This window comes from Streptomyces endocoffeicus (genome assembly GCF_016741935.1).
Lineage (GTDB): Bacteria > Actinomycetota > Actinomycetes > Streptomycetales > Streptomycetaceae > Streptomyces > Streptomyces endocoffeicus.
Genome location: NZ_JAERRG010000004.1, coordinates 254,898 through 280,471 on the forward strand (window position 1 = coordinate 254,898; position 25,574 = coordinate 280,471).

General features: G+C 69.9%; 22 protein-coding genes. 10 read left to right on the forward strand and 12 right to left on the reverse strand.

Features of this window, described 5'->3' with window-relative positions:
- Positions 1-49: 49 nt before the first annotated feature.
- The 4 genes from JK364_RS13680 to JK364_RS13695 form a co-directional block, all read right to left on the reverse strand.
- Positions 50-718 (reverse strand): aspartate/glutamate racemase family protein, encoded by a 669-nt coding sequence (locus tag JK364_RS13680; RefSeq protein ID WP_201851092.1) that lies wholly within the window; start codon positions 716-718, stop codon positions 50-52.
- Between the two features lie 90 nt (positions 719-808).
- Positions 809-1,585 carry an AroM family protein gene (locus JK364_RS13685; RefSeq protein ID WP_201851094.1) on the reverse strand — a complete coding sequence of 259 codons (777 nt, stop codon included), beginning with the start codon at positions 1,583-1,585 and terminating at the stop codon, positions 809-811.
- Between the two features lie 62 nt (positions 1,586-1,647).
- Positions 1,648-3,336: an OPT/YSL family transporter gene (locus tag JK364_RS13690; protein ID WP_201851096.1), complete on the reverse strand. Its 1,689-nt coding sequence runs from the start codon at positions 3,334-3,336 to the stop codon at positions 1,648-1,650.
- A gap of 55 nt (positions 3,337-3,391) precedes the next feature.
- Positions 3,392-4,354 (reverse strand): DUF1177 domain-containing protein, encoded by a 963-nt coding sequence (locus JK364_RS13695; RefSeq protein ID WP_201851098.1) that lies wholly within the window; start codon positions 4,352-4,354, stop codon positions 3,392-3,394.
- 320 nt (positions 4,355-4,674) lie between these two features.
- Between JK364_RS13695 and JK364_RS13700 the strand changes: the two genes are divergently transcribed.
- The 5 genes from JK364_RS13700 (at position 4,675) to JK364_RS13720 (ending at position 12,902) form a co-directional block, all read left to right on the forward strand.
- The gene (locus tag JK364_RS13700) at positions 4,675-5,487 is read left to right on the forward strand and encodes an IclR family transcriptional regulator (protein WP_201851100.1); all 813 of its coding nucleotides are present in this window, start codon (positions 4,675-4,677) and stop codon (positions 5,485-5,487) included.
- Between the two features lie 74 nt (positions 5,488-5,561).
- On the forward strand, positions 5,562-6,293 hold the full coding sequence (pepE, locus tag JK364_RS13705; protein WP_201851102.1) for a dipeptidase PepE: 732 nt from the start codon (positions 5,562-5,564) through the stop codon (positions 6,291-6,293).
- 541 nt (positions 6,294-6,834) lie between these two features.
- The gene (locus JK364_RS13710) at positions 6,835-9,084 is read left to right on the forward strand and encodes a M4 family metallopeptidase (RefSeq protein ID WP_201851455.1); all 2,250 of its coding nucleotides are present in this window, start codon (positions 6,835-6,837) and stop codon (positions 9,082-9,084) included.
- Between the two features lie 355 nt (positions 9,085-9,439).
- Positions 9,440-11,077, forward strand: a complete 1,638-nt coding sequence (locus JK364_RS13715) for a M4 family metallopeptidase (RefSeq protein ID WP_201851457.1) — start codon at positions 9,440-9,442, stop codon at positions 11,075-11,077.
- 145 nt (positions 11,078-11,222) lie between these two features.
- Positions 11,223-12,902, forward strand: coding sequence for a M4 family metallopeptidase (locus JK364_RS13720; RefSeq protein ID WP_201851104.1), 1,680 nt, complete (start codon positions 11,223-11,225; stop codon positions 12,900-12,902).
- A gap of 59 nt (positions 12,903-12,961) precedes the next feature.
- Here JK364_RS13720 and JK364_RS13725 read toward each other — a convergent pair whose 3' ends face one another.
- From JK364_RS13725 to JK364_RS13740, 4 genes are all read right to left on the reverse strand, one after another.
- Positions 12,962-14,515: a phosphate ABC transporter substrate-binding protein gene (locus tag JK364_RS13725; RefSeq protein ID WP_201851106.1), complete on the reverse strand. Its 1,554-nt coding sequence runs from the start codon at positions 14,513-14,515 to the stop codon at positions 12,962-12,964.
- A gap of 104 nt (positions 14,516-14,619) precedes the next feature.
- Entirely contained in the window at positions 14,620-15,507 is an 888-nt protein-coding gene (locus JK364_RS13730) for a hypothetical protein (protein WP_201851108.1), read from the reverse strand.
- A gap of 55 nt (positions 15,508-15,562) precedes the next feature.
- Positions 15,563-15,760, reverse strand: coding sequence for a hypothetical protein (locus JK364_RS13735; protein WP_230991944.1), 198 nt, complete (start codon positions 15,758-15,760; stop codon positions 15,563-15,565).
- 839 nt (positions 15,761-16,599) lie between these two features.
- Positions 16,600-16,911: a hypothetical protein gene (locus JK364_RS13740; RefSeq protein WP_201851111.1), complete on the reverse strand. Its 312-nt coding sequence runs from the start codon at positions 16,909-16,911 to the stop codon at positions 16,600-16,602.
- Between the two features lie 335 nt (positions 16,912-17,246).
- On the opposite strand from JK364_RS13740, the gene JK364_RS13745 reads away from it, so the two are divergent.
- The 3 genes from JK364_RS13745 to JK364_RS13755 are packed head-to-tail and all read left to right on the forward strand — an operon-like array spanning position 17,247 to position 18,831.
- Complete coding sequence (locus JK364_RS13745) at positions 17,247-17,450, forward strand: hypothetical protein (protein ID WP_201851113.1); 204 nt, start codon at positions 17,247-17,249, stop codon at positions 17,448-17,450.
- A 5-nt stretch (positions 17,451-17,455) separates the two neighbouring features.
- Positions 17,456-17,992, forward strand: a complete 537-nt coding sequence (locus JK364_RS13750) for a DUF6879 family protein (protein WP_201851115.1) — start codon at positions 17,456-17,458, stop codon at positions 17,990-17,992.
- Positions 17,989-18,831 carry a helix-turn-helix domain-containing protein gene (locus JK364_RS13755; protein WP_201851118.1) on the forward strand — a complete coding sequence of 281 codons (843 nt, stop codon included), beginning with the start codon at positions 17,989-17,991 and terminating at the stop codon, positions 18,829-18,831. Before JK364_RS13750 ends, JK364_RS13755 begins: the two co-directional genes overlap by 4 nt.
- Here the strand turns inward: JK364_RS13755 and JK364_RS13760 are convergent, their stop codons facing one another.
- Both JK364_RS13760 and JK364_RS13765 read right to left on the reverse strand, forming a co-directional pair.
- Positions 18,832-19,038 (reverse strand): DUF397 domain-containing protein, encoded by a 207-nt coding sequence (locus tag JK364_RS13760; RefSeq protein WP_201851120.1) that lies wholly within the window; start codon positions 19,036-19,038, stop codon positions 18,832-18,834.
- Between the two features lie 13 nt (positions 19,039-19,051).
- On the reverse strand, positions 19,052-19,903 hold the full coding sequence (locus tag JK364_RS13765) for a helix-turn-helix domain-containing protein (RefSeq protein ID WP_201851459.1): 852 nt from the start codon (positions 19,901-19,903) through the stop codon (positions 19,052-19,054).
- A 187-nt stretch (positions 19,904-20,090) separates the two neighbouring features.
- Between JK364_RS13765 and JK364_RS13770 the strand changes: the two genes are divergently transcribed.
- Entirely contained in the window at positions 20,091-20,279 is a 189-nt protein-coding gene (locus tag JK364_RS13770; protein ID WP_201851122.1) for a hypothetical protein, read from the forward strand.
- Here JK364_RS13770 and JK364_RS13775 read toward each other — a convergent pair.
- Both JK364_RS13775 and glgP read right to left on the reverse strand, forming a co-directional pair.
- The gene (locus tag JK364_RS13775) at positions 20,276-20,431 is read right to left on the reverse strand and encodes a hypothetical protein (RefSeq protein ID WP_201851124.1); all 156 of its coding nucleotides are present in this window, start codon (positions 20,429-20,431) and stop codon (positions 20,276-20,278) included. The genes JK364_RS13770 and JK364_RS13775 overlap by 4 nt on opposite strands.
- 270 nt (positions 20,432-20,701) lie before the next feature.
- Positions 20,702-23,506, reverse strand: coding sequence for an alpha-glucan family phosphorylase (gene glgP / locus JK364_RS13780; RefSeq protein WP_201851126.1), 2,805 nt, complete (start codon positions 23,504-23,506; stop codon positions 20,702-20,704).
- A gap of 210 nt (positions 23,507-23,716) precedes the next feature.
- Here glgP and JK364_RS13785 point away from each other — a divergent pair, with 210 nt between their 5' ends.
- A complete protein-coding gene (locus tag JK364_RS13785; RefSeq protein WP_230991888.1) occupies positions 23,717-25,552 on the forward strand; it encodes a rhamnogalacturonan lyase in 1,836 nt (611 codons plus the stop codon).
- Positions 25,553-25,574 lie beyond the last annotated feature (22 nt).

The window sequence follows — 25,574 nt, forward strand, 5'->3', positions numbered from 1 at the left end:
CTGGTGTGGGACGGGCGCCGGGTGCGGCCCGGCGATCCGTTGCCGCCGCTCAGGCCTCGTACGCGTACGAGGCGAGCAGCCCGGCGGCGAGCACCGGGTCCACGACCGGGATGCCCAGCCGCCGCTCCAGCAGGGGCCGGATGCCGATGGTGTTCAGGCCCGTACAGGCGAGGAGCAGCGTGTCCGCACCCGAGGCGACGAGCCCGGCCGCGGCCTCCAGCACCGCCGCGGGCCCCTCCGGGGCGAGCAGGTCGGTGGTGCGGTGGACGCCGTGGGGGCGGGCTGAGGCGGTGAAGCGGTCGCCGAGCAGGGCGCGTACGGCGGGCGGGGCCTCGTCCCGGATGCCCAGCACCCCGACCCGGTGGCCGAGGCCCAGAGCCACGGCGGCGGCCGCCGACCCCGCGCCGATGACGGGGACGCCGACGGCCCGACGGGTCTCCTGGAGCGCCGGATCGGCGGCACAGCTGATGATCAGCGCCCGCGCCCCGGCGTCGGCCAACTCCCGGGCGAGAGCGACGATCTTGGGTTCGGCGCGGGCCTCGGACTCGTCGTCATGGATGCCGTGGGGCTGGTCGGGGATGCACCGCGAGACGGTCGGCAAACCGTAGCGCTCCTCGATGGCCGTGCCATGGGTGGCGACGGCGGTGGGGTCCTCGCTGGTGAGGACCCGTATCACCCCGATGGGCCGAGCCGGGGCTTCGGACGCGGGCACGGACATGGTGGACCTCCGGTGGGTGAGGCACATCGGGTCGGACGAAGGGGCCGGACGAAGGGGCCGGGCGAAGGGTCGGGGCGGAGGGCGCGCCCGTTACGCCGAGGCCGCCACCACCTCCGCCGCCATTCGGACGGCGATGGCGCGGGCCAGCAGTACGGGGCGGTCGGCGGCCCGCAGGGCGGCGGTGCGCATCCGCTCGGTGTAGCCGATGCAGTCCAGAACGAGCCAGGAGCTGCCGCGCTCGGTCAGGCTGCGCGCGGCCGCGGCCACGTCGTCCAGGACGCGCTCGGCGGGGCCGTACGGATCGGCGACCGCGGCCTCCACCCGGCCGGGCAGCAGCTCCGCCCAGCGCCGGGAGACGTCCTCCGCCTGGTCCGGGTGCGGGCAGACGATGCCCACCGGGTCCGTACCCACGGCCGCCGCCACGGCCTGCTGCACCAGCGGTTCGGCGAACAGCAGCGGCCGCCGGGCCCGTACCGCGGGGAAGCGGCCGGTGCACAGCAGCAGCGTCGCGGCGGCGCCGTCCCGCTCCGCGCGGGCGACCGCGTCCGCGATGCGCGGGACGACGGCCCCGTGCCCGAGCAGCACCGAACGGCCGTCGCGCAGCCGGGAGACCAGCGGTGCCTCGCCGTGCTCGGGGGCCAGCAGCCGGCGGGTCGCGGCCTCGGCGTCGCCGTCGAACCGGTCGGCGTCGAGCGCGCCGTGTTCGACCAGGCGCACCCCTGGCAGCAGCGGTTCGGCGTCCGGGCGGAGGTCGGCGCGCGGGGCCTGGCCGATGGTGACGAGGCCGAGGGCCGGGCCGCCCGCCGGGTTGTCGCGGTCCACGATCTTCGTGGTGTCCACAGCCTCCGTGGTGTCCACAGCGTGCATGTCCTTCCTCATAGAGCCGTTCTCAGAACCGTTCAAGGGCTCGGGGCCTGCCACCGGCTCGTTCACAGCGCCTTGGTGAGCTGGCCGACGTCGTTGAGGGAGCTTCCGGCGACGAGTCCCGCGCCGACCAGCGACAGATCGTTCTCGGCCTGCTCGTCGGACTCCTTGCGCGCCCTCGCGTCGGCGATCCCGCGCCGCCGCCACATGGTGTAGAGCTGACGGACCACCAGGGCACCGAGGACCATCCAGCCGGCCTGGGGCGTGGCCACCAGAAGGCCGGTGGCCAGCAGGACGCCCATCTGCCGGGAGGGCCCGCCGATCAGCTGGACCAGCGCGCCGGGGATCGCCCACAGCAGCATGGTGGTCATGGTGCCGGGCTCGAGGCCGGTCTTGATGGTCGTGACGTAGACCTCGGCGACCGGCGGCACCTTGCCCTCGGAGAAGAAGGCCTTCCAGGCGACGGCGACGACGACCAGCGCCACACCGAAGCCGACGAGCTGGGCGAGGTACTGCTGACGCCGCCCCTCGATCTCGAAGGGCCGCCAGGGCGCGGCGTCCCGGCGCAGCAGCCAGCCCGCCTTGAAGTCGTAGCCGAGGTCGGCGAAGGCGGGGCCGGTGGAGGCCGTGTAGCCGACCAGCAGGGCGAGCGGGACGGTCGGGATGTGCAGCACCAGACCGATGATCAGGAAGATCAGGGTGACGGCGAAGGCCGGGAACCAGCCGGAGTGCATCGCCGCCAGCCCCACGATCAGCTGGTGGACGATGGCGGCGACACCGGCCAGCAGCACCCAGCCGACCAGGGCGGGCAGCGAGAGCCCGCCGGTCACGCCGCCCGCGATCGCGACCACGACCGCGCCGCAAACGAAGAGGCCCATGCCCTCCAGAAGTCCCCGCCGCAGCTGGGGGGCCTGGACCGTACGGCCGCCGTCGGCGCCGTCGGCGTCCGGGCCGCCGTCGGCGCTCTCCGCCTGATCGGCCCCTTCGCCCCCGCCCTTCCGCGTCCGCATCAGCAGCAGCGCCTGGGTCAGGGCGACCAGCCCGGCGCCGATCATCAGCCCGTGCGGCACATGGTTCGCGCCCAGGTCGAAGCCGAAGTCGGGGGCGTACTGCCCCACGGTCAGCCCGATGCCGAACATGGCGAGCGCCCAGATGTTGCCCAGGAAGCCCACGCCCGCGGCGCTGGTCGGCAGCTTCAACAGCGCGCCGACGAAGCCGACCACGGCGCCCACGCCCAGGATCGCGGCCTTGCGCCCGCCGGTGTCCCCTGCCTTGATCGTCTCGGCCGCCGCGATACCGGCCGGCCAGGAGCCGGTGGCGGGCAGCAGCTTGGAGTCGAACACCCGGTACAGCACCCAGCTGTCGACCGCCAGGCCGATGACGGCCCCGCCGAGCATGGGCCACACCAGGTCGTTACGCCCGAGGGCGAACGGCACCGCGATCGGGGTGAGCAGGGAGTTGGCCGCGGCGAAGGTGGAGCCGGAGATCGCCGACTGCACCAGGTTCTGCCGGTGCTTCGAGCGCATCCGGGTCAGCACGCCCACCGGGATACGGCCGATGAGCATCGCCACCAGGGCGCCGATCACCGCCGTATTGGGCGACACCCCGAGCGTGGTGATCAGCACGATGCCGATCAGGGCGCCGAGGACCGACAGCACGATGGTCAGGACGAGGGTGACCGGTTCGAAGGCTCTGGGGTGCGACCGCGGCGGGGCGTCCGCGGCCGCGGCGGTGGCCTGGGGGTTCGGGTTCATGGGGACTCCTGCGGGGTCCGGGGTGGGGACGGGTGGGTCGCCCCGGACGGGTCGGTCACCCCGCTGGGGTGAGGGCCTGGAGGTGGGTCATGGGTCCGTACAGCTCGACCAGGCGCGCGAACTCCTCGGCGTCCAGGAAGCGGGCGACGCCGCGGCCGAACTCCTTGGCGGTCTCGACGGCGAACCGGGCCGCGACGGCGATGTCGGTCTCATGGCTGGCGCCGGTGGCGCATCCGGCCACCGCCGTGCCCGCCGTGATCGCGAGGCCGACGACGGGGGCGGTGGTGGCCACGGCGGGCTGGAGGATGGAGTTGAGGTGGTGCACTCCGTTGCCGTACGGGGTGATGTCCTGGGTGGTGATCGGCAGGATCCGCGCCGGCTCGCCGGTCACGCTCTCCAGGACGGACACCAGGTCCTCGCTGACCCGCAGGATCCAGCCCTGGCAGACCGTGGGCGACAGGGCGACGCCGCGGTGGTTGAGCAGCCGGTTGCCCTTGGTGGTGTCGATGGAGACGACCGCGTCCATCGCGGGCGAGATCTCCTCCCGGTTGCACACCAGGGTGTCCACCGGGGAGTCCATGAAGGGTACGGGGTCGTGCGGCTGGGTGGGGGCCCAGCCGGAGACGTGGGTGGAGAGCGTGACATCGCCGTCCAGGACGTCGCCCCGGGCGTGCATGTCCAGCAGCTTGGCCGCGGCGGACAGCGCCGCGACCGCCCCGTCGGCGTCCGAGACCAGCCCGATCCGCTCCGGGCGGGCGCCGACCCCGCCGAGCCGGCCGAGGATGCCCAGGGTCGGGGCGTCGCCGCCGCTGAGCTTGCCGCGGCGGCCGGGGACGGTGACGGAGACGAAGTCCGTGCTGCCCTTGTCGCCCTCGACGGTGCGTACCTCGATCGCGGGCGCCGTCTGGGGGTCGGCTCCGGCCGCGGCCTGGACCGCGCGCAGATGGTCGGCGAGGAGGGCGCCGCTGGTCTGCGGTCGGTCGAGGAGTTCGATGATGTCAAGGACGTGTTTGAGCACAGCTGGCCTCTCACGGCGGGGTGATGCGTTCGGTCGGGGTGATGCGGGCGGCCGGGGGCGATGCGGGCGGTGACGCCCATGGCCCGACCGGGGAACGGGAAACGGGGAAGCGGGAGGGGAAGGGGTCGTGCGGAAGGGGTCGTGCGGAAGGGGTCGTGCGGAAGGGGTCGTGCGGAAGGGGAAGCGCTGCGCGGGGCGGGCACTGCCACCGGGCACCGGCCTGGCCAGGGATCCTCCCGGCACCGGCCTCGCCAGGGTCCGCCCGGTGTGGCGCAGTGCGCAATGTTTTCTCTATATCCGAGAATGTTTACCCTTTCGTCATGGCAGAACAGACTCCCGTAACCAGCTCCCCACCCCTCCAGACCGCGGACCGCGTGCTGAATGTGCTGCTGTCCTTCGACCGGGAGCGTCCGGAATGGGGCGTCACCGAGATCGCCGAGGAGTTCGGGCTGGACAAGTCGGTGGCCCAGCGGCTGCTGGCCGCGCTCGCCTACCGGGGCTTCCTGGTCTCCGACAAGCGCTCACGCCGCTACCGGCTGGGCCCGGCGGTATGGCATCTGTCCTGGGTGTGGGAGCGGGGCGGCGGCATGGCCAGCCTGGCCCGGCCCACCCTGGAGGCGCTGGCCGGGGCGGTCGGGGTGAACGCGCTGTTCGCGGTCCCGGACGGGGTGCATATGCGCTGCGTCGCGGCGGTGGACGGGGCCACCGGCCCGCTGCGCTACTACGTGCTGGCGGGCGAGCTGTACCCGGCACACGCCGGGGCCACCTCCCGCGCCTACTTCGGTATGCTCCCGCCCGGTGACCGGGCCGTGCTGCTGTACGGCCGCCCGATGGCGCGCTTCGGCGAGCACACCCTGACCGATCCGGTGCGGCTCGAGGAGCGCTTCTCCGAGATGCGGCGCGATGGCTACGCATACTCCGAGGGCGAGTACGATCCGGACACCGCCGCGCTCGCGGCGCCGGTTCTGGTGGGCAGACGTCCGGTGGGCACCCTGACCCTGGCCGCCACCCCCGAAGTGCTGCGCCCGCGCCGGGAGCAGCTGGTGGCACCGCTGCTGCAGGGCGCCGCCGATCTGGGCCGGGCGCTGACGCCCTCCCGGCCCCGGCGCGCCCCGCACCGCGAGCGGCGCTGAACGGCGCGGCGCCGGCGCCGAGCCGCCCGGCGTCCCGCCGCCTCCCTTGTGACCCGTCTCGGAAAGGCCCCCTCATGCAGTTGCTGCTGCTGTCGAACTCCGCCGCGCCCGGCCGTGGCTATCTGGAACACGCGCGGGAGGAGATCGCCTCGGTGCTGGACGGCGCGCGCCGGCTCGTCTTCGTGCCGTACGCGCTGGCCGACCACGACGGCTACACCGCCCAGGTGGCCTCGGCCCTGGAGCCGCTGGGCGTGGAGGTCACCGGTGCGCACACCGCCGACGACCCGGCCGGTCTGGTGCGCGGGGCGCAGGCGGTGTTCGTCGGCGGCGGCAACAGCTTCCGGCTGCTCAAGGCGTTGCACGAGCGCGATCTGGTCCGGGCGATACGGGAGCGGGTGGCCGCGGGCGCGGTCTACATGGGCTCCAGCGCGGGCACCAACATGGCCTGCCCGACCCTGCGCACCACCAACGACATGCCCATCGTCCAGCCGCCCACCTTCGAGGCGCTGGGCCTGCTGCCGTTCCAGATCAACCCGCACTACCTCGACGCCAAGCCGGACACCGCCCACATGGGCGAGACCCGGGCCCAGCGGCTCGAGCAGTTCCTCGAGGAGAACGACGTCCCCGTGGTCGGCCTGCGCGAGGGCACCTGGCTGCGCCGGGACGCGGACCGGCTGACCCTGGGCGGCATCGACGCCGGGGCGATCCTCTTCCGCCGCGGCGAGGACCCGGCGGAGCTGCGCCCGGGCGCCGATCTGAGCGCCCTGCTGCGCGAGGAGCCGCGCTTCGACTCCACCGCGCGCTGACGGCGGGGGTCGGGTTCGCCGGGTTCGAGGGGCCGGACATGGGGGGCGGGATATGGCGGGTGATGCCGGGAAACGCCACCGACATCGCCCCTTACCGAAATTGACCGTAAATCACCGCCATATGAACACGGCACACCTGTCAACGGACGCTTTCCGGACAAGTTTTTGTCGCGATCCTGACAGGTCGAGTCCATTGATGGCACTCTTCCCTCGGCCGAGGCGCAGCGCTTCCCCCAGCCCCTAGCCGCGCCCGAAGCCACAGCCACCCCCCACACCCCCGGTCGCACCGCGGCCGCGCCCGGTCGTTCGTCGGCGGCCGGGCGCACCCGGTAACGCCGGGGTAAGCACGCGTTCTGCCCTGCCCTGCCCGGACGGCGACCCAGCCGCCCGGTCGTCCCGGCCGTGCCACCGCGCGGCCAGCGCAGAAGGAGTCAGCGTGAGATCCCTCCCCCAACGGCACCTCAGACCCAGTGGCCGCAGATCCGGTCGCACCCCGGGCAACCGGGCCATCGCGACCGGTGTGCTGGTCGTCGCGGCGGCGATGATCGGCGTCGGCTTCCAGAGCGGCACCGCCGCCGCCCGCCCGGACGACTCCGCCGCGAACTCCGCGAACGCCGCCGACCGCCCCGCCGCCCGCACCATCTCCGGCGCCCCCGACCCCGGCGCCCTCCCCGTGAAGCTGTCCCCCGCCCAGCGCGCCAAGCTGATCCGCGCGGCGGACGCCGCCAAGGGCGAGGCCGCCCAGGACCTCAAGCTCGGGGCCAAGGAGAAGCTGGTCGTCAAGGACGTCATCAAGGACGCCGACGGCACGACGCACACCCGCTACGAGCGCACCTACGCCGGACTCCCCGTCCTCGGCGGCGACTTGGTCGTCGACCGGGCGAAGAGCGGCGCGCCGCTGACCGTCGCCAAGGCCACCAAAGCCCGGCTGACCGTCCCGACCACCAGCGCCGGCGTCGCGCCCGCCACCGCCGAGAAGGCCGCCGTGAAGGCGGCGAACGCGCAGGGTTCACGGAAGACCGCGGCCGACCGGGCGCCCCGCAAGGTGATCTGGGCCGCGAAGGGCACCCCGACCCTCGCGTACGAGACGGTCGTCGGCGGCCTCCAGGAGGACGGCACCCCGAACGAGCTGCACGTCATCAGCGACGCGGCCACCGGCAAGAAGCTGTTCGAGTTCCAGGGTGTCAAGACGGGCACCGGGAACAGCCAGTACAGCGGCCAGGTGGCCCTCGGCACCTCGGGCAGCTCGGGCTCGTACAACCTCACCGACGCGGGGCGCGGCAACCACAAGACGTACAACCTCAACCGCGGCACCTCGGGCACCGGCACCCTCTTCACCGACGCCGACGACGTCTGGGGCAACGGCACCACCTCCGACGCCGCGACCGCCGGGGTGGACGCGCACTACGGCGCCGCCGAGACCTGGGACTACTACAAGAACGTCCACGGCCGTACCGGTATCCGGGGCGACGGCGTCGGCGCGTACTCCCGGGTCCACTACAGCAGCGGTTACGTCAACGCCTTCTGGCAGGACGCCTGCTTCTGCATGACCTACGGCGACGGCTCGGGCAACGCCAAGCCGCTGACCTCCATCGATGTCGCCGCGCACGAGATGAGCCACGGTGTCACCGCGGCCACCGCCAACCTCACCTACAGCGGTGAGTCCGGCGGGCTCAACGAGGGCACCTCCGACATCTTCGCCGCCGCCGTCGAGTTCTACGCGAACAACGCCGGCGACCCCGGCGACTACCTCGTCGGCGAGAAGATCGACATCAACGGCAACGGCACCCCGCTGCGCTACATGGACAAGCCCAGCAAGGACGGGGCCTCCAAGGACAGCTGGTACTCCGGTGTCGGCAATGTGGACGTCCACTACTCGTCCGGCATCGCCAACCACTTCTTCTACCTGCTCTCCGAGGGCAGCGGCGCCAAGGTCATCAACGGCGTGAGCTACAACAGCCCGACGTACGACAACCTCCCGGTCACCGGCATCGGGCGGGACAACGCGGAGAAGATCTGGTTCAAGGCGCTGAGCCAGCGGATGACCTCCAACACCAACTACGCGGGCGCCCGCGACGCCACGCTGTGGGCGGCGGGCGAGCTGTTCGGCCAGGGCAGCGCGCAGTACAACGCGGTGGCCAACGCCTGGGCCGGGGTCAACGTCGGCACCCGGATCGCCGACGGCGTCACCGTCACCCCGCCCGGCGACCAGACCAGCATCGTCAACCAGGCCACCAGCCTCCAGATCACCGCGACCAGCTCCAACCCGGGCGCGCTGAGCTACGCGGCCACCGGGCTCCCCGCGGGCCTGGCCCTCGACTCCGCCAGCGGTCTGATCTCCGGCACCCCGACCGCCGTCGGGTCGAGCGCGGTGACCGTCACGGTGACCGACTCGGCCGGCAAGACCGGTACGGCGTCCTTCACCTGGACGGTCAACACCAGCGGCGGCAATGTCTTCGAGAACACCGCGGACATCGCCATCCCGGACGCGGGTGAACCGGTCACTTCGCCGATCTCGGTGAGCCGGGCGGGCAACGCGCCCAGCAACCTCCAGGTGGGCGTGGACATCGTGCACACCTACCGCGGCGACCTGGCGATCGACCTGGTGGCCCCGGACGGTACGGCCTACCGGCTCAAGGACAGCAGCCTCTTCGACTCGGCGGACGATGTGCGGACCACGTACACCGTGGACGCGTCCTCCGAGACCGCGGTCGGCACCTGGAAGCTGCGGGTCCAGGACATGTACGCCCAGGACACCGGCTACATCAACAGCTGGAAGCTGACGTTCTGAAGGTTCTGACGTTCTGAAGGTTCTGACGCTCTGACGTTCTGACGGAGCCGTGCGGCTCGCCCAGGACAGGCGCCGCCAGGGGTCGACCCGACTCCCCCTGGCGGCGCCTCTTTTGGCCCATTTTCAGTCCATGACTCTTACATTCGCCTGTCCGGAATCCGAAGGTTGATCAGCATTCAACGAACATTTTCCCTTCGACCTGTCGTGAAACCCGTGACATGTCCCGGACTTGTGTGACAGTCTGCCCAACGCATTACGCATCAGTACCTCTTGTTCAGCACCGGGCCGCACTTCCCCGCAGCCCGGCGCTGACCCCCCACAGCAACGAGGAGATCGCGTGCGCAAGACCTTCAGCATGCCCATATCCGGTGCCGGTAAGCGGCGTTCCGCCATGGCCGCCGGTACCGCGGTCGCCGCGGCCGCCCTGCTCGCCTCCGGACTGAGCGCCGGCACCGCGGGTGCCGCCCCGGCCGACGCCAAGTCCGGCGCCCAGCCCGCGGCGCTCACCGCCTCGGCCCGCGCCGAGCTGCTCCGCGACGCCAACGCGACCAAGGCGGACACCGCTTCGTCGCTCGGCCTCGGCGCCAAGGAGAAGCTGGTCGTCAAGGACGTCATCAAGGACGCCGACGGCACCACCCACACCCGCTACGACCGCACCTACGACGGCCTGCCCGTCCTCGGCGGCGACCTGATCGTCCACCGCGCCAAGGGCGGTGACGTGAAGAGCGTCACCAAGGCCACCAAGGCCACCGTCAAGGTCGCCTCCACCACGGCCGGGATCGCCCCGAGCGCCGTGGCCAAGTCGGCCGTCAAGCTGGCCAAGGCCGACGACACCACCAAGGCGGCGGCCGACCAGGCCCCGCGCAAGGTGATCTGGGCCTCCAGCGGCAAGCCCGTGCTCGCCTACGAGACCGTCGTCGGCGGGGTGCAGAAGGACGGCACCCCGAACGAGCTGCACGTCATCACCGACGCCGCCACCGGCAAGAAGCTCTACGAGTACCAGGGCATCGAGACCGGCAAGGGCGAGAGCGAGTACAGCGGCTCGGTCGAGCTCGGCACCAGCAAGGAAGGCAGCGGTTACACCCTGACCGACGCCGACCGCGGCGGCCACAAGACCACCAACCTGGAGAACAAGGAGGACGGCGAGGGCAAGGCGTTCACCGACGACGACGACAACTGGGGCACCGGCAAGCCGGACGACCCCCAGACCGCCGCCGTCGACGCCCACTACGGCGCCGCCGCCACCTGGGACTACTACAAGAACGTGCACGGCCGCGACGGCATCGGGGGCGACGGCAAGGGCGCCTACTCCCGCGTGCACTACGGCGACAGCTACGTCAACGCCTTCTGGGACGACAGCTGCTTCTGCATGACCTACGGCGACGGCCAGGGCAACAAGGCCCCGCTGACCGCGCTCGACGTGGCGGGCCACGAGATGAGCCACGGCGTCACCTCCAAGACCGCGGGCCTGGAGTACACCGGTGAGTCGGGCGGCCTCAACGAGGCCACCTCCGACATCTTCGGCACCTCGGTGGAGTTCAACGTCAAGAACTCCACCGACGTCGGTGACTACCTCATCGGCGAGGCGATCGACATCAACGGCGACGGCACCCCGCTGCGCTACATGGACAAGCCGAGCAAGGACGGCCAGTCCGCGGACAACTGGTCCGACGATGTGGGCAACCAGGACGTGCACTACTCCTCCGGTGTCGCCAACCACTTCTTCTACCTGCTGTCCGAGGGCAGCGGCGCGAAGGAGATCAACGGTGTGAAGTACGACAGCCCCACCTCCGACGGCTCCAAGGTCGAGGGCATCGGGCGGGACAAGGCCGAGAAGATCTGGTACAAGGCCCTGACCACGTACATGACCTCCACCACCGACTACCACGCCGCCCGTGAGGCCACCCAGAAGGCCGCCACGGACCTCTTCGGCGCCGACAGCGCCGAGGCCAAGGGCGTGGACGCCGCCTGGGCCGGGGTCAACGTCAAGTAAAACCACCTGAGTTACCGCACGACACTCTGCCGGTGCCCGGGGCCTGAGGCCCCGGGCACCGGTATGTTTTATCCACGGCAAAGCGACATCTTTGTCGCGTTGGGCGGAAGCTTCGCCCAACTCCCCATCACAACTGGAGATACGCGTGGATTCACGTTCGACGTCAGCCATATCCGGCATATCCCGTCTCAGACGCTCGCGTACCGCCCTCGCCGCCGGAGCGGCGACCCTGGCCGCCTCCCTGCTCGCCGCCGGCGCCACCGCCGGATCCGCGAACGCGGCCGCTCCTTCGGCTCCCTCGGCCACCCGCTCGGATGCCGCCGCCGTCTCGCTCTCTCCCTCGGCCCGCGCCGAGCTGCTGCGGGCGGCGGGCTCCACCACCGTCTCCACCGCGAAGTCGCTGGGGCTCGGGGCCAAGGAGAAGCTGGTCGTCAGGGATGTCGTCAAGGACGCCGACGGCACCACCCACACCCGCTACGAGCGCACCTACGCCGGACTGCCGGTCCTCGGCGGCGATCTGATCGTCCATGAGTCCGCGAGCGGCGCCTCCCAGGGTGCCGACAAGGCGACCGACGCCGACATCGAGGTCGGCGACACCAGCGCCGCCATCGCCCCCTCCGGCGCCGAGCGCTCCGCCCTCGGCGCCGCGCGGGCCGCGGGCGACAAGAAGGCAGCCGCCGACAACGCGCGCAAGGTGATCTGGGCCGCCACCGGCAAGCCCACCCTCGCGTACGAGACGGTCGTCAGCGGGGTGCAGAAGGACGGTACGCCCAGCAAGCTGCACGTCATCACCGACGCCGACTCCGGCAAGAAGCTCTACGAGTTCCAGGCCGTCGAGAACGGCACCGGCACCGGCCAGCACAACGGCAAGGTCACCGTCGGCTCGGTCAAGAGCGGCAGCCAGTGGCTGCTCAAGGACACCGCGCGCGGCGGCCACAAGACGTACAACCTCAAGCACTCGTGGGACGACACCAAGAAGGGGTCGGCCTTCTACGACGCCAACAACGTCTGGGGCAACGGCAAGCCCACCATCGCCCAGACCGCCGCCGTGGACGCCCACTACGGCGCGGCGATGACCTGGGACTACTACAAGAAGGTCCTCGGCCGGAACGGCATCAAGGGCAACGGCAAGGCCGCTTACTCCCGCGTCCACTTCGGCGACGCGTACGAGAACGCCTTCTGGGACGACGACTGCTTCTGCATGACCTACGGCGACGGCGCGGGCAACAAGAAGCCCCTCACCTCGCTCGACGTGGCGGGCCACGAGATGAGCCACGGGCTCACCTCGGCCACCGCCAACCTGGAGTACAGCGGCGAGTCCGGCGGGCTCAACGAGGCGACCTCCGACATCTTCGGCACCGCCGTGGAGTGGTACGCCAAGAACGCCAAGGACCCCGGTGACTACCTCATGGGCGAGAAGATCGACATCAACGGGGACGGCACCCCGCTGCGCTACATGGACAAGCCCAGCAAGGACGGCCTGTCCTATGACTACTGGAAGAGCGGTGTGGGCAACGACGACCCGCACTTCACCTCCGGTATCGCCAACCACTTCTTCTATCTGCTGTCCGAGGGCAGCGGCCGCAAGGTCATCGGCGGGGTGACCTACAACAGCCCGACCAAGGACGGCCGCACCGTCAAGGGCATCGGCCGCGCCAAGGCCGAGAAGATCTGGTACAAGGCCCTCACCACGTACATGACCTCGACCACCAACTACGCCAAGGCCCGCACCGCGACCCTCAAGGCCGCGAAGGCGCTGTACGGCGCGAGCAGCGCCGAGTACAAGGCGGTCGACAACGCCTGGGGCGGCGTCAACGTCAAGTGACCCCCGCCGGTCGGCCGGGCTTCGGTACCCACCCGGCCGACCGGTCCCACCTCTGTCTCCTACCGCCCGCCGGCCGCCAGCTGACACGCCCGCTGGTTCTCCGCGGCGGCGCAGGGCAGATGGCCATGCTTCTCGATGAGGTTCCGCCCGGTGTCCCCGGCCAGATAGTCGAGGAACTTCGAGGTCAGGGAGTTCGCGGGCGGCGCGGTGTAGGTGTACGCGTACTCCGGCTCCCAGAACGGGTAGATCCGCTCCCGCACCGCGCCAATGGACGGCTTACGGTTGTCGAGGGCCACCAGATGGAGATCCCCCTGCTGGGCGCTCTCCTCGGCGGAGTGCAATTCGGCGTAGCCGATCGCGCCGGGGGTGCTCGCCACCGTCTTCAACACCTCGCCGGTGCTGTCGAGTTCACAGCGAACGACGGTGTCCCCGGTGAATTTCGGGGTCCGGCAGTTGTCGGACGTCCGCGAGATCTCGTTACGCTCCAGCACCCGGCCCTCGAACACCCCGCGGGTCCCGGATTTCGCGTCCCGGCTCACCAGCCGCACCGGCAGATCGGGCCCGCCGGGCAGCTGGTTCCAGTTGGTGATCCGACCCGAATAGAGCTTGCGGAGATCGTCGAGGGAGAGATCGGTGACCCGGACATCCTTGTTCACCACCACACTGAAGACGGACAGCGCCACCAGATGCTGTTTGAGCCGGGGGTTCCCGTCCCCGTCCGGGCCGTCGGAGAAGGCCAGATACGACGGGAACCCGCCCTTCGCCGCCTCCCCGACGTCGATCAGCGTCTTCGTACCGCGCCCACTGCCCTGCGCCTCCACGGTGACATGGGCATCCCGGCAGTCGCCCTGATACGCCTTGCCCGCGTCCTGCGCCACCGGCTTGAACGCGGTCGAACCGACGATCGTCAGATTCCCCTCGGCGCAGCCGCGCGGCAGCGGATCGTCCCGCCACAGCTGCATACCGAACGACTGGAGCATCAGCATGGCCAGCAGACTGCCGATCAGCCCGAGCATGCGATTGCTGGGCCGCCGGAACTTCTCATTGTTCCGGATCCTGCCCTCTTTGATCCGCCCGCCCACATGCGGCGGCTTATCGGTCCCGGCACCCGTCAGCAGCACCAGCAGCTTGAAGTGATCCCCCTTGTTCAGCGGCACCCGGGGCAGCGAGATCTCGTTGCCCGCACAGACCAGCCCGGGATTCTCCGGAGTCCCGCGCTGCGGCAGATGCCGCAGCAGATCCGGATGGCTGGGCTCGGTGACCGCCACATCCCGCACGGTGCGATTGGGAAAGGTCGCGGTGAGCCCGCGGTGGTTCGTCGCCGGCGCCGTGATGTAGTCATCGGCGTCAATGCTCCGAAACCCGTCATTCTCAATCCGCAACAGGACGAGCGAGGCCCCGGCCAGATCCGGAGTATTCTCCAGCATCCGCAACCGCTGATGAATCGGCCCGTCCTGGGTGCTGTCGTCTATCAACGTGTCCATCTGCACGCGATAACCGATACGCTTCCGCCCGGGAATCAGCCGCTCGTACGACAGCCCGCCGACCGTCACGACGACGCCGAGCAGCGCCAGCAGATTTTCGGGCGCCGTCAACTGCTCCAGCCACTTCACGATTGCCCCCCGTGCATGCAATGGCTTCAGGGGGGCGAATGTACGCTCCAAGAACGCACATGTGGCCGATGTGGCTCACCTCTCATCCAATGTTCGTCCCGCGTTCAATGACCGCCGCCGCTGTGGCCGGAGCTGGATGTTCCAACCCTCTTAAGGGCGGCGACCGCCGCACGCGGGTCGTCCGCGTGAAACCGGAGCGTACGGGCGAAGCCCGACCCGCCGAGCGGTCGCACGAACTCCACCGGTTCCGTCAGCTCCACCGTCACCGTGGTCTGGCTGCCCACCGCGAGATCGAGCACCCCGTCCGCGCTCACCCGCACCAGCCGTCCATCGGGATAGCGCCGCTCGACCCGGGCGGTGGCGATGGTGGCGGCCGGAACCCGCAGGTCGAACAGTGCGCCGAACCGTATGCGCAACGAGCCGTCGGATTCCACCACATGCGGCCGGACCACGCAGGACGCGTGCAGGGCGAGGATCAGCACCACCCCGTACACATCGACGACGAGCAGGATCGCGTGCACGACCGGCCAGGGGATCACCAGCGCCAGCCCAACCGTTTCGACCACGGAGACGAAGAGCAGCCCGTACATCATGGCCGTCTGGGGTCCGGTGTACGGGGCGGCCAGCGCCCCCTCGGGAACCTGGTGGCGCCGGCGCAGCACCCACAGCCCGAGGCTGTGCAGGGCCCGGATCTCATGCGCGACGAGTCGCCGCACCACTACCGGCACCACCGTACGCAGCGCGCCTCGCACGGCATCCCGCCGCTCGGCCCCGGCCCGTCGCCGCACGGCATACAGCCGCCACAGAACGACGGCCTCCAGCACGAGCACGCTCGCGACCAGCGCCTCGGCCCCCACAAGAATCGCTCCGGGCATCCGCACACCCGCCACCACACACACCGCGACGGCCACCTCGGCGGGCAGCACCACCCACACCGCCACCCGCGCGGCCCGCAGTCCCTTGACGGCCTCGCCGCCCTCTTCGATGCGCATAACGCCAGTAGAAACCCTGCCGCCGCGACAAGGTCAACCGCGGCAGCATGAAGCGTCAGTCGGGCAAGGGCAGGCGGATGACGGGATCGAAGGGGCGCTTCTGGAAACCTGTCCGCAGATTGCGGCAGTCCGGCGCCTTGCACACGAAGAACTCCTCGACCGTCTTCCGGCCCGTGCGGTTTTTGAGCCAGGCCTTCTCCTTGGCGGTGAGCCGACGGTGCTGCTCGTCAGAGCCACAGGTGTAGCAGTACATCTTCTGGTCTCGCACGACACCTCCCGAAACGGGCGGACAGCCAAATCGCGAGCCTATAAGGCACGTTGAACGACGGACAGCACACAACCGGACAACTCGGACGACGGTCTGGACTCAGGCGGCAGCACCGGCAGGACAGGGAATCTCCGGGCGCAGACGGTGCGGACTGCACGCGATCAGGCACACGGACAGGAATCTCTGCCCTGCGAGATACCAGCCGCCGACCACGTCCTCACCGCTCGCCACCCTTTCGACCGCACGGGCGACCGTCTCTGCGAGCCGGGGGGCGTCCCGATCGCGCTCCGCCGCGAACGCCGCTGCGGAAGCCCGCACTTGCCGACCGAACCATGCGGCTGCTTGCTCGGAGTCGCTCCATGTCCCCTGGATAAACGGGGCCGGCTTGAGCAGCCAGTGTGCACATTCCAGGGGGACGACCTTGTTGGATGTGAACTCCGGGTGCAGGGGGCGCCGGGGGCCGTCTTTGAGCAAATCGTGCGCGGACCCGAGCCAGGTGTAGCCGTGGTGGTGCATGTGCTCGCTCTCTCAGTGAGAGCGACCCCCACGCCGAGTGGGGGTCGCCCGTCTACAGCACGTACCTACTGCCGCCCGCAGCCATCACCGTCGCCACATCCGCCCTGCTGCCCACCCTCTGTCGGCCCGTCGTCCTCCGGGTCTTGCCGGACGACGGCCTTGAATCCGCGTAAGCGCATCGAGATGATTCCCTTCGGTGCTGCCGGCGCGGGGGCTTTCCTCGCGCCGTCGTGCACATGCGCCCGTTCCGCGCTGGGCTCGACCTGCCAGGGCTCCGGTCCAGCGGGAACGGGGGTTTCAGAGACGGCTCACCGAGTGGTGGCCGACTTGGTGTTCTCCTCCAGAGCGGCGCGCATGAGGATTTCCGCGAGCCGGTTCGCACTGTCGAGCGGGATACGACCGAGGGCGACCATGGGGTGTCCCGAGACGGTCACCTCACCCCGCAGGACCGGCCAGAACAGGGCCTCGTCCACTTCTCCGTGGGGCATGGCCACGTCCGCCGTGAAGCCGAGACGGCCAAGTGCCTGTCGGAGCAGTTCAGCGACCGCTCTCGCCTCTTCTCCGGCCGCTCGGTGGCGCTCGGAACGCATGGCGTCGATGACCTCTTCGGTGATTCTCATGACTACCAACTTCTCCGCGCGAGTGGGTGACGGAGACGCTACGGAGCGCACTCATCACTGCTCAACGCGATTGCTCGAAGTTGCTCATCGCTTGCGGGCGAGCTGGTGGAGCGATGGGATGGGCGAGGCCAGAGGCTGTGCCCTGGTCGTGAGTCAGCCCGCCGTCTCGTGCCGCAAGTTCAGACGCACCTGAAGACAGTGGGCTTCCGCGCCTCGAAGAAGCACAGACACTCATGGGTGAATGACCGTCGCAATCCCGCGCAATCGCATAGCTCCATGACGCTATCCACGACATTCTGATGACCCGATCGACTCCCGACAGGAAGGGGAACTCCATGGCGTTGAGGTTCCTCGGCACGACGTCCGAGCACGGCAACTGTCCAACGCTGTACGAGATCGAAGAAACCGGCGATCTTGTCATTCAGGGCTATCTGCTCACCGACCCCAAGCACCTTGCCCAGCTCCGAGACGTCAAGGAGTCCGAGGCATTCGTCGTCGTCCCGCGTGAGTTGCTGACTCGCTACGCCCCCAAGGAGTAGAAGACGTGCCCGACCTCATTCCTTTCGAAGACGCCGCACACTTCTTCGATGACTTCGAGCACACCGCCTGGCGGCTGGAGACACAGCGGGGCTACGCGTCCGACCTCGCCAGCCCCAACTGGCCGCGCTTCCAGAGCGGGGAGACCTTCGGCTACAACCCGGACAGCCCCTGGCACGTCAATGTCCGCGAACAGACGATGCAGGGCAAGCGCTTCGAGCGAGTGCGCCTGGTGGATCAACCTCCCACAGAAGGCCAACGGTTCCTGCTCGCGTCCGGGCTCGGCAATGTTGAGGCCGGAGAGGACATCCGGAACCTCTACCGGTCGGACGCGGAGCGTATCGGCCTGCCGGGCTACGACTTCTGGCTGTTCGACTCCCGCTCCGTCGTCAAGTTCGTCATCGACAGCGAGGGAACGACCCTGGGCGTACACGTCCTGGAGGACGCGGAATCCGTGGTCCGCGCGTGTCAGATCCGTGACGCAGCATGGCACCACGCCGTGCCCACGAGAGAGTTTGAGGCACAGGTACCGTCGTCCGTGTGACCACTGACTTTCAGGCTGGCCGTATCGCCCTCGGTGCGCGGCTGCGCGAACTGCGCACCGAGGCCGGTCTCAATGGCAAGGAGCTGGCGGCCCGACTCGGCTGGCAACGTTCGAAGGTCTCAAGACTGGAGAACGGCAAACAGACCGCTACCGCTATAGACCTCGAAGCGTGGGCCGATGTGGTTGGTGCTCTGCCCCAAGCCGAGGATCTGAAGGCACGTCTACGCGGCCTGGAATCACAGCAGCGATCGTGGCGGCGCCAGCTCGCTTCGGGGCATCGCGGCGTACAGGAGAAGTATGTCGTTGAGTACCGCCGAACTTCGACCGTTCAGGGCTATGAGGCCACCGTTATCCCGGGGTTGTTCCAGATTCCGGAGTACGCACGATGCCTGTTGCTGCAGAACGCCGAGCTGATGCGCACGCCGCGGGACACCGAAGAGGCGGTACGCGCGCGGGTCAAGCGTCAGGAGGTTCTCTATGAGCCGGGCAAGCGCTTTGACATCCTCATCTGGGAGGGCGTACTGCACGCCGTGGTCTGCCCCCACGACGTGATGGCGGCGCAGCTTGACCGGCTCGTCGGCCTCATCGGGATGAGCAGCGTCTCATTCGGCGTCATCCCCCTCGGTGCACCTCTCAAGCTCACGCCCAAACACGGTTTCTGGATCTTCGACGACGAGCGCGTGATCGTCGAGACGATCAACACTGAGCTACATCTCGAATCGGCAGACGATGTCGCCCTGTACAAGCGCGTCTGGGAGCGGCTGAGTGAGACCGCCGCTTACGGAGCCCAAGCGCACCGTCTCATCGCACGCGCAAGGGCCTGTCTGAGTCGCTCGTAGTCAGCGCCTGGGCTCGCCAATGTGGTCGAACTGGCCTGCCTTGGCAGCGCGTATGAAGGTTCTCAGGCGCGTGCGGGTGGTTGAGAGTATGACCTCGGGGTGCTCGCTCTCGCGGAGCAATATCGTGTTGTGCTCCCCCTTGGCGACGTTCAGACAAGAGGCTGACTCCTGACAGTAGGAGGACTGCCGCCAAGACATCGGGTTCATGTGCCGCTCCTTGTCACAGTTCGTGGATGAGCCCGTGGATGAAGTCACGGGTCTCGTCCTGCTTTAGTGCGATGGCTTCCATCTTGCCGATCACCATGCGGTACTTCTCCAGCTGAGCTTCGGCGTCGAGCAGAAGCGAGCCGTGGGCCTGCTCGAGCAGGATGGTATCGAGTTGGGGCACGGGGCCGGAGAAGTAGTTGATCGACTGGCCGGAACCGGCGAACGTCCCGTTCCTAAACGGGATCACCTGGATGGTGATGTGTTCTCGTTCACTCATGTCGATCAAGTGCTGAAGCTGCGCACGGGCCGTGCGCGGGCCGCCGAAGGGCATACGGAGGGCGGCCTCGTGGATCACCGCCTTGCACGGGGTGGGACTTTCGCCATAGAGGATGCGTTGTCGCTTGATGCGGTGCGAGACCCGGTCTTCTACATCGGGCGGCGGGAGCGCGGGCACCCCTTCGGCGAAGACCGCACGGGCGTGATCGGCGGTCTGGAGCAGGCCGGGGATGTGGAGCACAGTAGCCAGCAACAATGCCGCCGCGTGGTGTTCCAACTCGGCCAGGTCGAGCTGTCCGGGAGACAGCAGCTCACGGTACTCCTCCCACCAGCCGCGCTTCCGCTTGCCGGTCATGGCGATGAGCGCGGCGATCAGAGCCTCGTCGCCGCACGCGTAGTTCCCGGCCAGGGTGCGGATGCTGCGCTCGCTGAGGCCGAAGCGCCCAGTCTCGATGTTGCTGATGCGGGCCTGGTTGGCCCCGATCAGCTCAGCGGCCTCCCGGGTGTTGAGCCCCGCGCGCTCGCGGAGCTTGCGCAGCTCAACTCCGAGGCGTAGCTGGCGTGCGGTCGGAGTTGTCCTTGGCGGCATGCGGTCCTCCACGGTCGCACAGATGGTGCAAGGGTCACTGGAACGAAGTCAAGGTTAGATACTTCTCGATGCACCGTAGAAGTAATTCGACCTCGGCAAAGAACTCCGCGCCCTCGTCCTCGCCACCGCGCCCCGCCTCTTCGCCGTGGCCCGGATCCACCCGTACGAGGACACCGGAGAATCAGACGTGGAGATCGCGGCATGGGGCATGGCCCATGAGGACGGGCGTACCGAAGTGGTCGGGCCGGGGCAGCGGTTGGTGCTCGCCTCGCCCGAGCGCGCGGAGGCGTGGTTCTCCCGGGACGGAGTCACCGCACAGCTCGTGTGGCTCGCCCCGTCCAGGGCCGCCTCGCTCGGCCCCGACCTGGCCGCCTAGCCATCGTCGCCACCGCGCCATGTCGTGCGAACCCGGCGCCAGGCCTCGATGACGGCCGGGATCTTGGACAGGAGCTCCGCTGACATGGTGAGTATCAGTCCGGCGAGGCCGAAGGCCGCGAGGACGAGCAGGGTGACGGTGTCCCAGTCCACCAGTTCTCAACCCTTCGATCGGGGTGGTCGAACCGATGGCCCGGCAGGCAGCTCAGCCCGACCACCGCCTTGCGGTGGTCAGCTGAGGTCCCGCCGACGTCCAAGATCTCAATACGTACGGACGGAGAGCATCGCTCTCCGGGACCGTCGGCAATTCCGGCCGCCGCTTCGGGCGGCGGCCGGCTTTTTTTGTGCACCCCGAGACGTCGGACATGGGGTGGCACTTTCCCCCGCGCCGGACGGTCCGTGGCCAGTTTAGCCGCCGGGGGCTCAGCGCATCAGGACTCCCGCCGCTTCGGATGCGGTCTCCGAGGGGATGGCGATGAGGCCCGGTTCGGCGGGGTGGGAGAGGAGGGGGTGGGTGGGGAGGACGCGGATGGTGTAGCCGAAGGGGCCCGTGCGGTTGAGGGCCAGGGGGGCTTCGTAAAGGCGGCTGCCTTCGAGGTCGGGGCCCGCGGTGGGTTTGAGGGGAACGTGGGTGGCGTCGGTGATGCGGTCGGTGTCGTCCACCCGGCCCGCCACGGCCTGGACTTCGACGTCCGCCGGGTCCAGGGCACCCAGGCGCACCCGGACCCGTAGGGAGAGCGTCGAGCCGAGTTCGGCGGCGCCGCCCGGGGCGGGTGGGGTGAGGTGGGCCTCGACGTGGTCGACGGCGACGTCCGGCCAGGCGGCGCGGATTCGGGCCTTCCAGGTGGCCAGTTCGGCGGCCGCCTCGAGGTTCAGGGCTCGGTGGGAGCGGGCGGCCGGGGCGTAGAGGCGTTCGACGTATTCGCGGACCATGCGGCCCGCGAGCACCTTGGGGCCGAGGGTGGTGAGGGTGCGCCGGACCATGGCGATCCAGCGGCTGGGGAGGCCGTCCAGGCCGCGGTCGTAGAAGCGCGGGGCGACCCGCTGTTCCAGCAGGTCGTAGAGCGCGGCGGCCTCCAGGTCGTCGCGGCGGGTCTCGCCGATGGCGTCGCCGTCGGCGGTGGGGATGGCCCAGCCGAAGTCCGGCTCGTACCACTCGTCCCACCAGCCGTCGAGGACGGAGAGGTTGAGACAGCCGTTCAGGGCCGCCTTCATACCGCTGGTGCCGCATGCCTCCAGCGGGCGCAGCGGGTTGTTGAGCCAGACGTCGCAGCCGGGGTAGAGGTTCTGGGCCATGCCCATGCCGTAGTCGGGCAGGAAGACCAGGCGGTGGCGGACCCGGGGGTCGTCGGCGAAGCGGACGAGTTCCTGGACCAGGCGCTTGCCGCCGTCGTCGGCCGGGTGTGCCTTGCCCGCGACGACGATCTGGACCGGCCGCTCGGAGTGGAGCAGCAGTTCCATCAGCCGGTCCTGGTCGCGCAGCATCAGGGTGAGCCGCTTGTAGGAGGGGACGCGGCGGGCGAAGCCGATGGTGAGGACGTCGGGGTCGAGCACCCCGTCGATCCATCCGAGCTCGGCGGTGCCCGCGCCGCGCTGCCGCCACGAGGCGTACAGCCGCTGCCGGACCTCGGCGACCAGCCGCTTGCGCAGGGTGCGGCGCAGCTCCCACAGCTCGGAGTCGCCGAGGTGGCCGAACTGGCGGGCGCCGAGCCGGGTGACCTCGGGGGCCGTCCAGGTGGGCGCGTGCACCCCGTTGGTGACGGAGGTGATGGGCACCTCCTCGGGGTCGAAGCCCGGCCAGAGCCCGGCGAACATCTCCCGGCTGACGCGGCCGTGCAGGGTGGACACCCCGTTGGCGCGCTGGGCCAACCGCAGCCCCATCACGGCCATGTTGAAGAGGTTGGGCTCCCCGTCGGGATAGGTCTCCATGCCGAGCGCGAGGATCCGCTCGACCTCGATCCCGGGCAGCTCGGCGTCGTCGCCGAAGTGGCGGGCGACCAGCTCGCGGTCGAAGCGGTCGATCCCGGCGGGGACGGGGGTGTGGGTGGTGAAGACGGTCCCGGCCCGCACCGCCTCGTGGGCGGCGTCGAAGTCGGCCCCGTCGGCGATCAGTTCGCGGATGCGCTCCAGGCCCTGGAATCCGGCGTGGCCCTCGTTGGTGTGGAACACCTCGGGTGCGGGGTGGCCGGTGAGCCGGCAGTACGCGCGCAGGGCGCGGACGCCGCCGATGCCCAGCAGCATCTCCTGGAGCAGCCGGTGCTCGCTGCCGCCACCGTAGAGCCGGTCGGTGACCTCGCGCTCGCCGTGGCCGTTCTCCTCCACGTCGGAGTCGAGCAGCAGCAGCGGCACCCGGCCCACCCGGGCCTGCCAGACGCGGGCGTGCAGCGGACGGCCGCCGGGCAGGGTGAGCGGGATCCGGACGGGCCGGCCGTCCGCCTCGCACAGCTGGGTGAGCGGGAGCTCGTCGGGGTCCAGGACCGGATAGTGCTCCTGCTGCCAGCCGTCGCGGGAGAGCGACTGCCGGAAGTAGCCGTGGCGGTAGAGCAGCCCGACGCCCATCAGGGGGACGCCGAGGTCGCTGGCGGCCTTGAGGTGGTCACCGGCGAGGATGCCGAGGCCGCCGGAGTACTGGGGCAGGGCGGCGGTGATCCCGAACTCCGGCGAGAAGTAGGCGATGGCGGCGGGCAGTCCTGAGGGGGCGGGCGGGACGGAGGGTACGGGCGGTCCGGAGGGTACGGACGCGTCTGACGGCACGGGCACGCCGGGCGGCACGGACGCGTCTGACGGCACAGGCACGCCTGACGGCACGGGCTCGTCCGACGGCACCGGCGCGCCTGACGGCACAGGCGCGTCCGACCGCACGGACGCGCCTGGGGACACGGTGGGTACGGGCTCGACGGGGGTCGGCCCGGCTCTGTCCTCCGCGGCGACCCGCCCCTGATACCACCGGGGCCCGGTCAGATAGTCGTGCAGATCGTCCGCGGCCGCCGTGAGACGGCGCAGGAAGGAGCGGTCCTCGGCGAGGTCCGCGAGCCGGGAGAGGGGCACGGCGCCCAGCAGTCGCACCGGGTCGCCGCCCGACTCCCGCCATCCCTCGGGGTCCACGGACTCGAAGAGCTCGCGGGTCTCGGGGTGCCAGGACCAGCGCAGATTGCGCGCCAGCCGGTTGAGCGGTCGCAGGGGCTCCGGAAGGACGGGGCGCACGCTGAATCGACGAATGGCCTTCACCCTTCGACGGTAGCGGCCGACGAGTCCCCGTTTCGTCTGTTTCGCCCCGCTCCCGAGAAGTCGGCCCGAAGGCGGCAACCTTTCCGGCCAAGGGGACGACTAGGGGTCACACCTTCCCCCCATGCCTTGGAGGACGACGTGCGCTCTCGGGACAGTTCGCACACTCCGCCCCCCGCTCATCCGCCCAGATCCACCCCACGCAGGGGCCGGATGCTGGCCGCCGTCTGCGCGGCGGGCGCGCTGACCGTCACCTCGCTGGTGAGCGTCTCGGAGGCCGCCGAGGGCAAGGGGCCCGCGCCGAAGGCGGCCGCCGCGGCCCAGCTCGAGAAGCTGGACCGGGGGCTGGTGAGCGTGCACACCGGCAATGACAACCTGGTCAGCTGGCGCTGGCTGGCCACCGACCCGGACGGTGTGACGTTCAACCTCTACCGGGGCGGCGTCAAGGTCAACTCCTCCCCCATCACAACCACCAACTACCTCCACAAGGACGCCCCGAACAGCGCCGACTACACCGTGCGGGCCATCGTGGGCGGGGCGGAGCAGCCCGCCTCGCCGAGCGCGATCCAGTTCCGCCCGGGGTACTACGATGTGCCGATCTCACCCCCGGCGGGCGGGTCGGACTACACCTACGAGGCCAATGACGCCTCCGTGGGCGACCTCGACGGCGACGGCGACCTGGACTTCGTCCTGAAGTGGCAGCCGACCAACGCCAAGGACAACTCCCAGTCGGGCGTCACCGGCAACACCATCGTCGACGGCTACACCCTCCAGGGGCAGCGGCTGTGGCGGATCGACCTGGGCCGCAACATCCGCTCCGGCGCCCACTACACCCAGTTCCAGGTGTACGACTACGACGGCGACGGCCAGGCCGAGATCGCGATGAAGACCGCGGACGGCACGGTCGACGGCGCCGGTAAGACGATCGGCAGCGCATCCGCCGACTACCGCGACTCCAGCGGCTATGTGCTCAGCGGACCCGAATATCTGACGATGTTCAACGGCCGTACGGGCGCCGCGATGAGCACGGTGGACTACGTCCCGCCGCGCGGCACCGTCTCCTCCTGGGGCGACTCCTACGGCAACCGCGTGGACCGCTTCCTGGCCGGGACGGCGTATCTCAACGGCTCCACCCCCTCACTGATCGAGGCGCGCGGCTACTACACCCGCACCGTGATCTCCGCCTGGAGGTTCAGCGGAGGCCAGCTCACCCGCCAGTGGACGTTCGACACCAACAGCTCCACCAACACCGGCAAGGGCTACGACGGCCAGGGCAACCACGCACTGGCCACCGGCGATGTGGACGGCGACGGCAGGGACGAGATCGTCTACGGCTCGATGGCCGTGGACGACAACGGCTCGGGGCTGTGGACGAACAGATACGGCCACGGCGACGCCGCTCACCTCGGCGACCTCGACCCGTCGCGGCCGGGCCTGGAGTACTTCAAGGTCGACGAGGACTCCTCGAAACCGGGCTCGTACTTCGCCGACGCCCGCACCGGCCAGGTGCTGTGGTCCACCGCGTCCGGCGGCGACAACGGGCGCGGCGTGGCCGGCGACATCTGGGCGGGCAACGACGGCGCCGAGATGTGGTCCGCGCGGGACGACCAGATCCGCGACGAGGGCGGCGGCGCCAAGGGCCGCAAACCCTCCTCGACCAACTTCCTGGCCTGGTGGGACGGCGATCCGGTGCGCGAGCTGCTGGACGGCACCCATATCGACAAGTACGGCACCTCCGGTGACACCCGGCTGCTCACCGGCTCCGGGGTGCACTCCAACAACGGCACCAAGGCCACCCCGTCGCTGTCCGGCGACATCCTCGGCGACTGGCGCGAGGAGGTGGTCTGGCCGACCGGCGACAACAAGGCGCTGCGGATCTACTCCACGCCGTACGAGACCGACCGGAAGATCACCACGCTGCTCCACGACCGGCAGTACCGCGAGGCGCTGGCCTGGCAGAACACCGCCTACAACCAGCCCCCGCACCCCAGCTTCTTCATCGGCGACAAGATGGCGACCCCGCCGCGGCCGGCCATCACCACCCCGTGAAACCCCCCACTGAGAAGGAGAT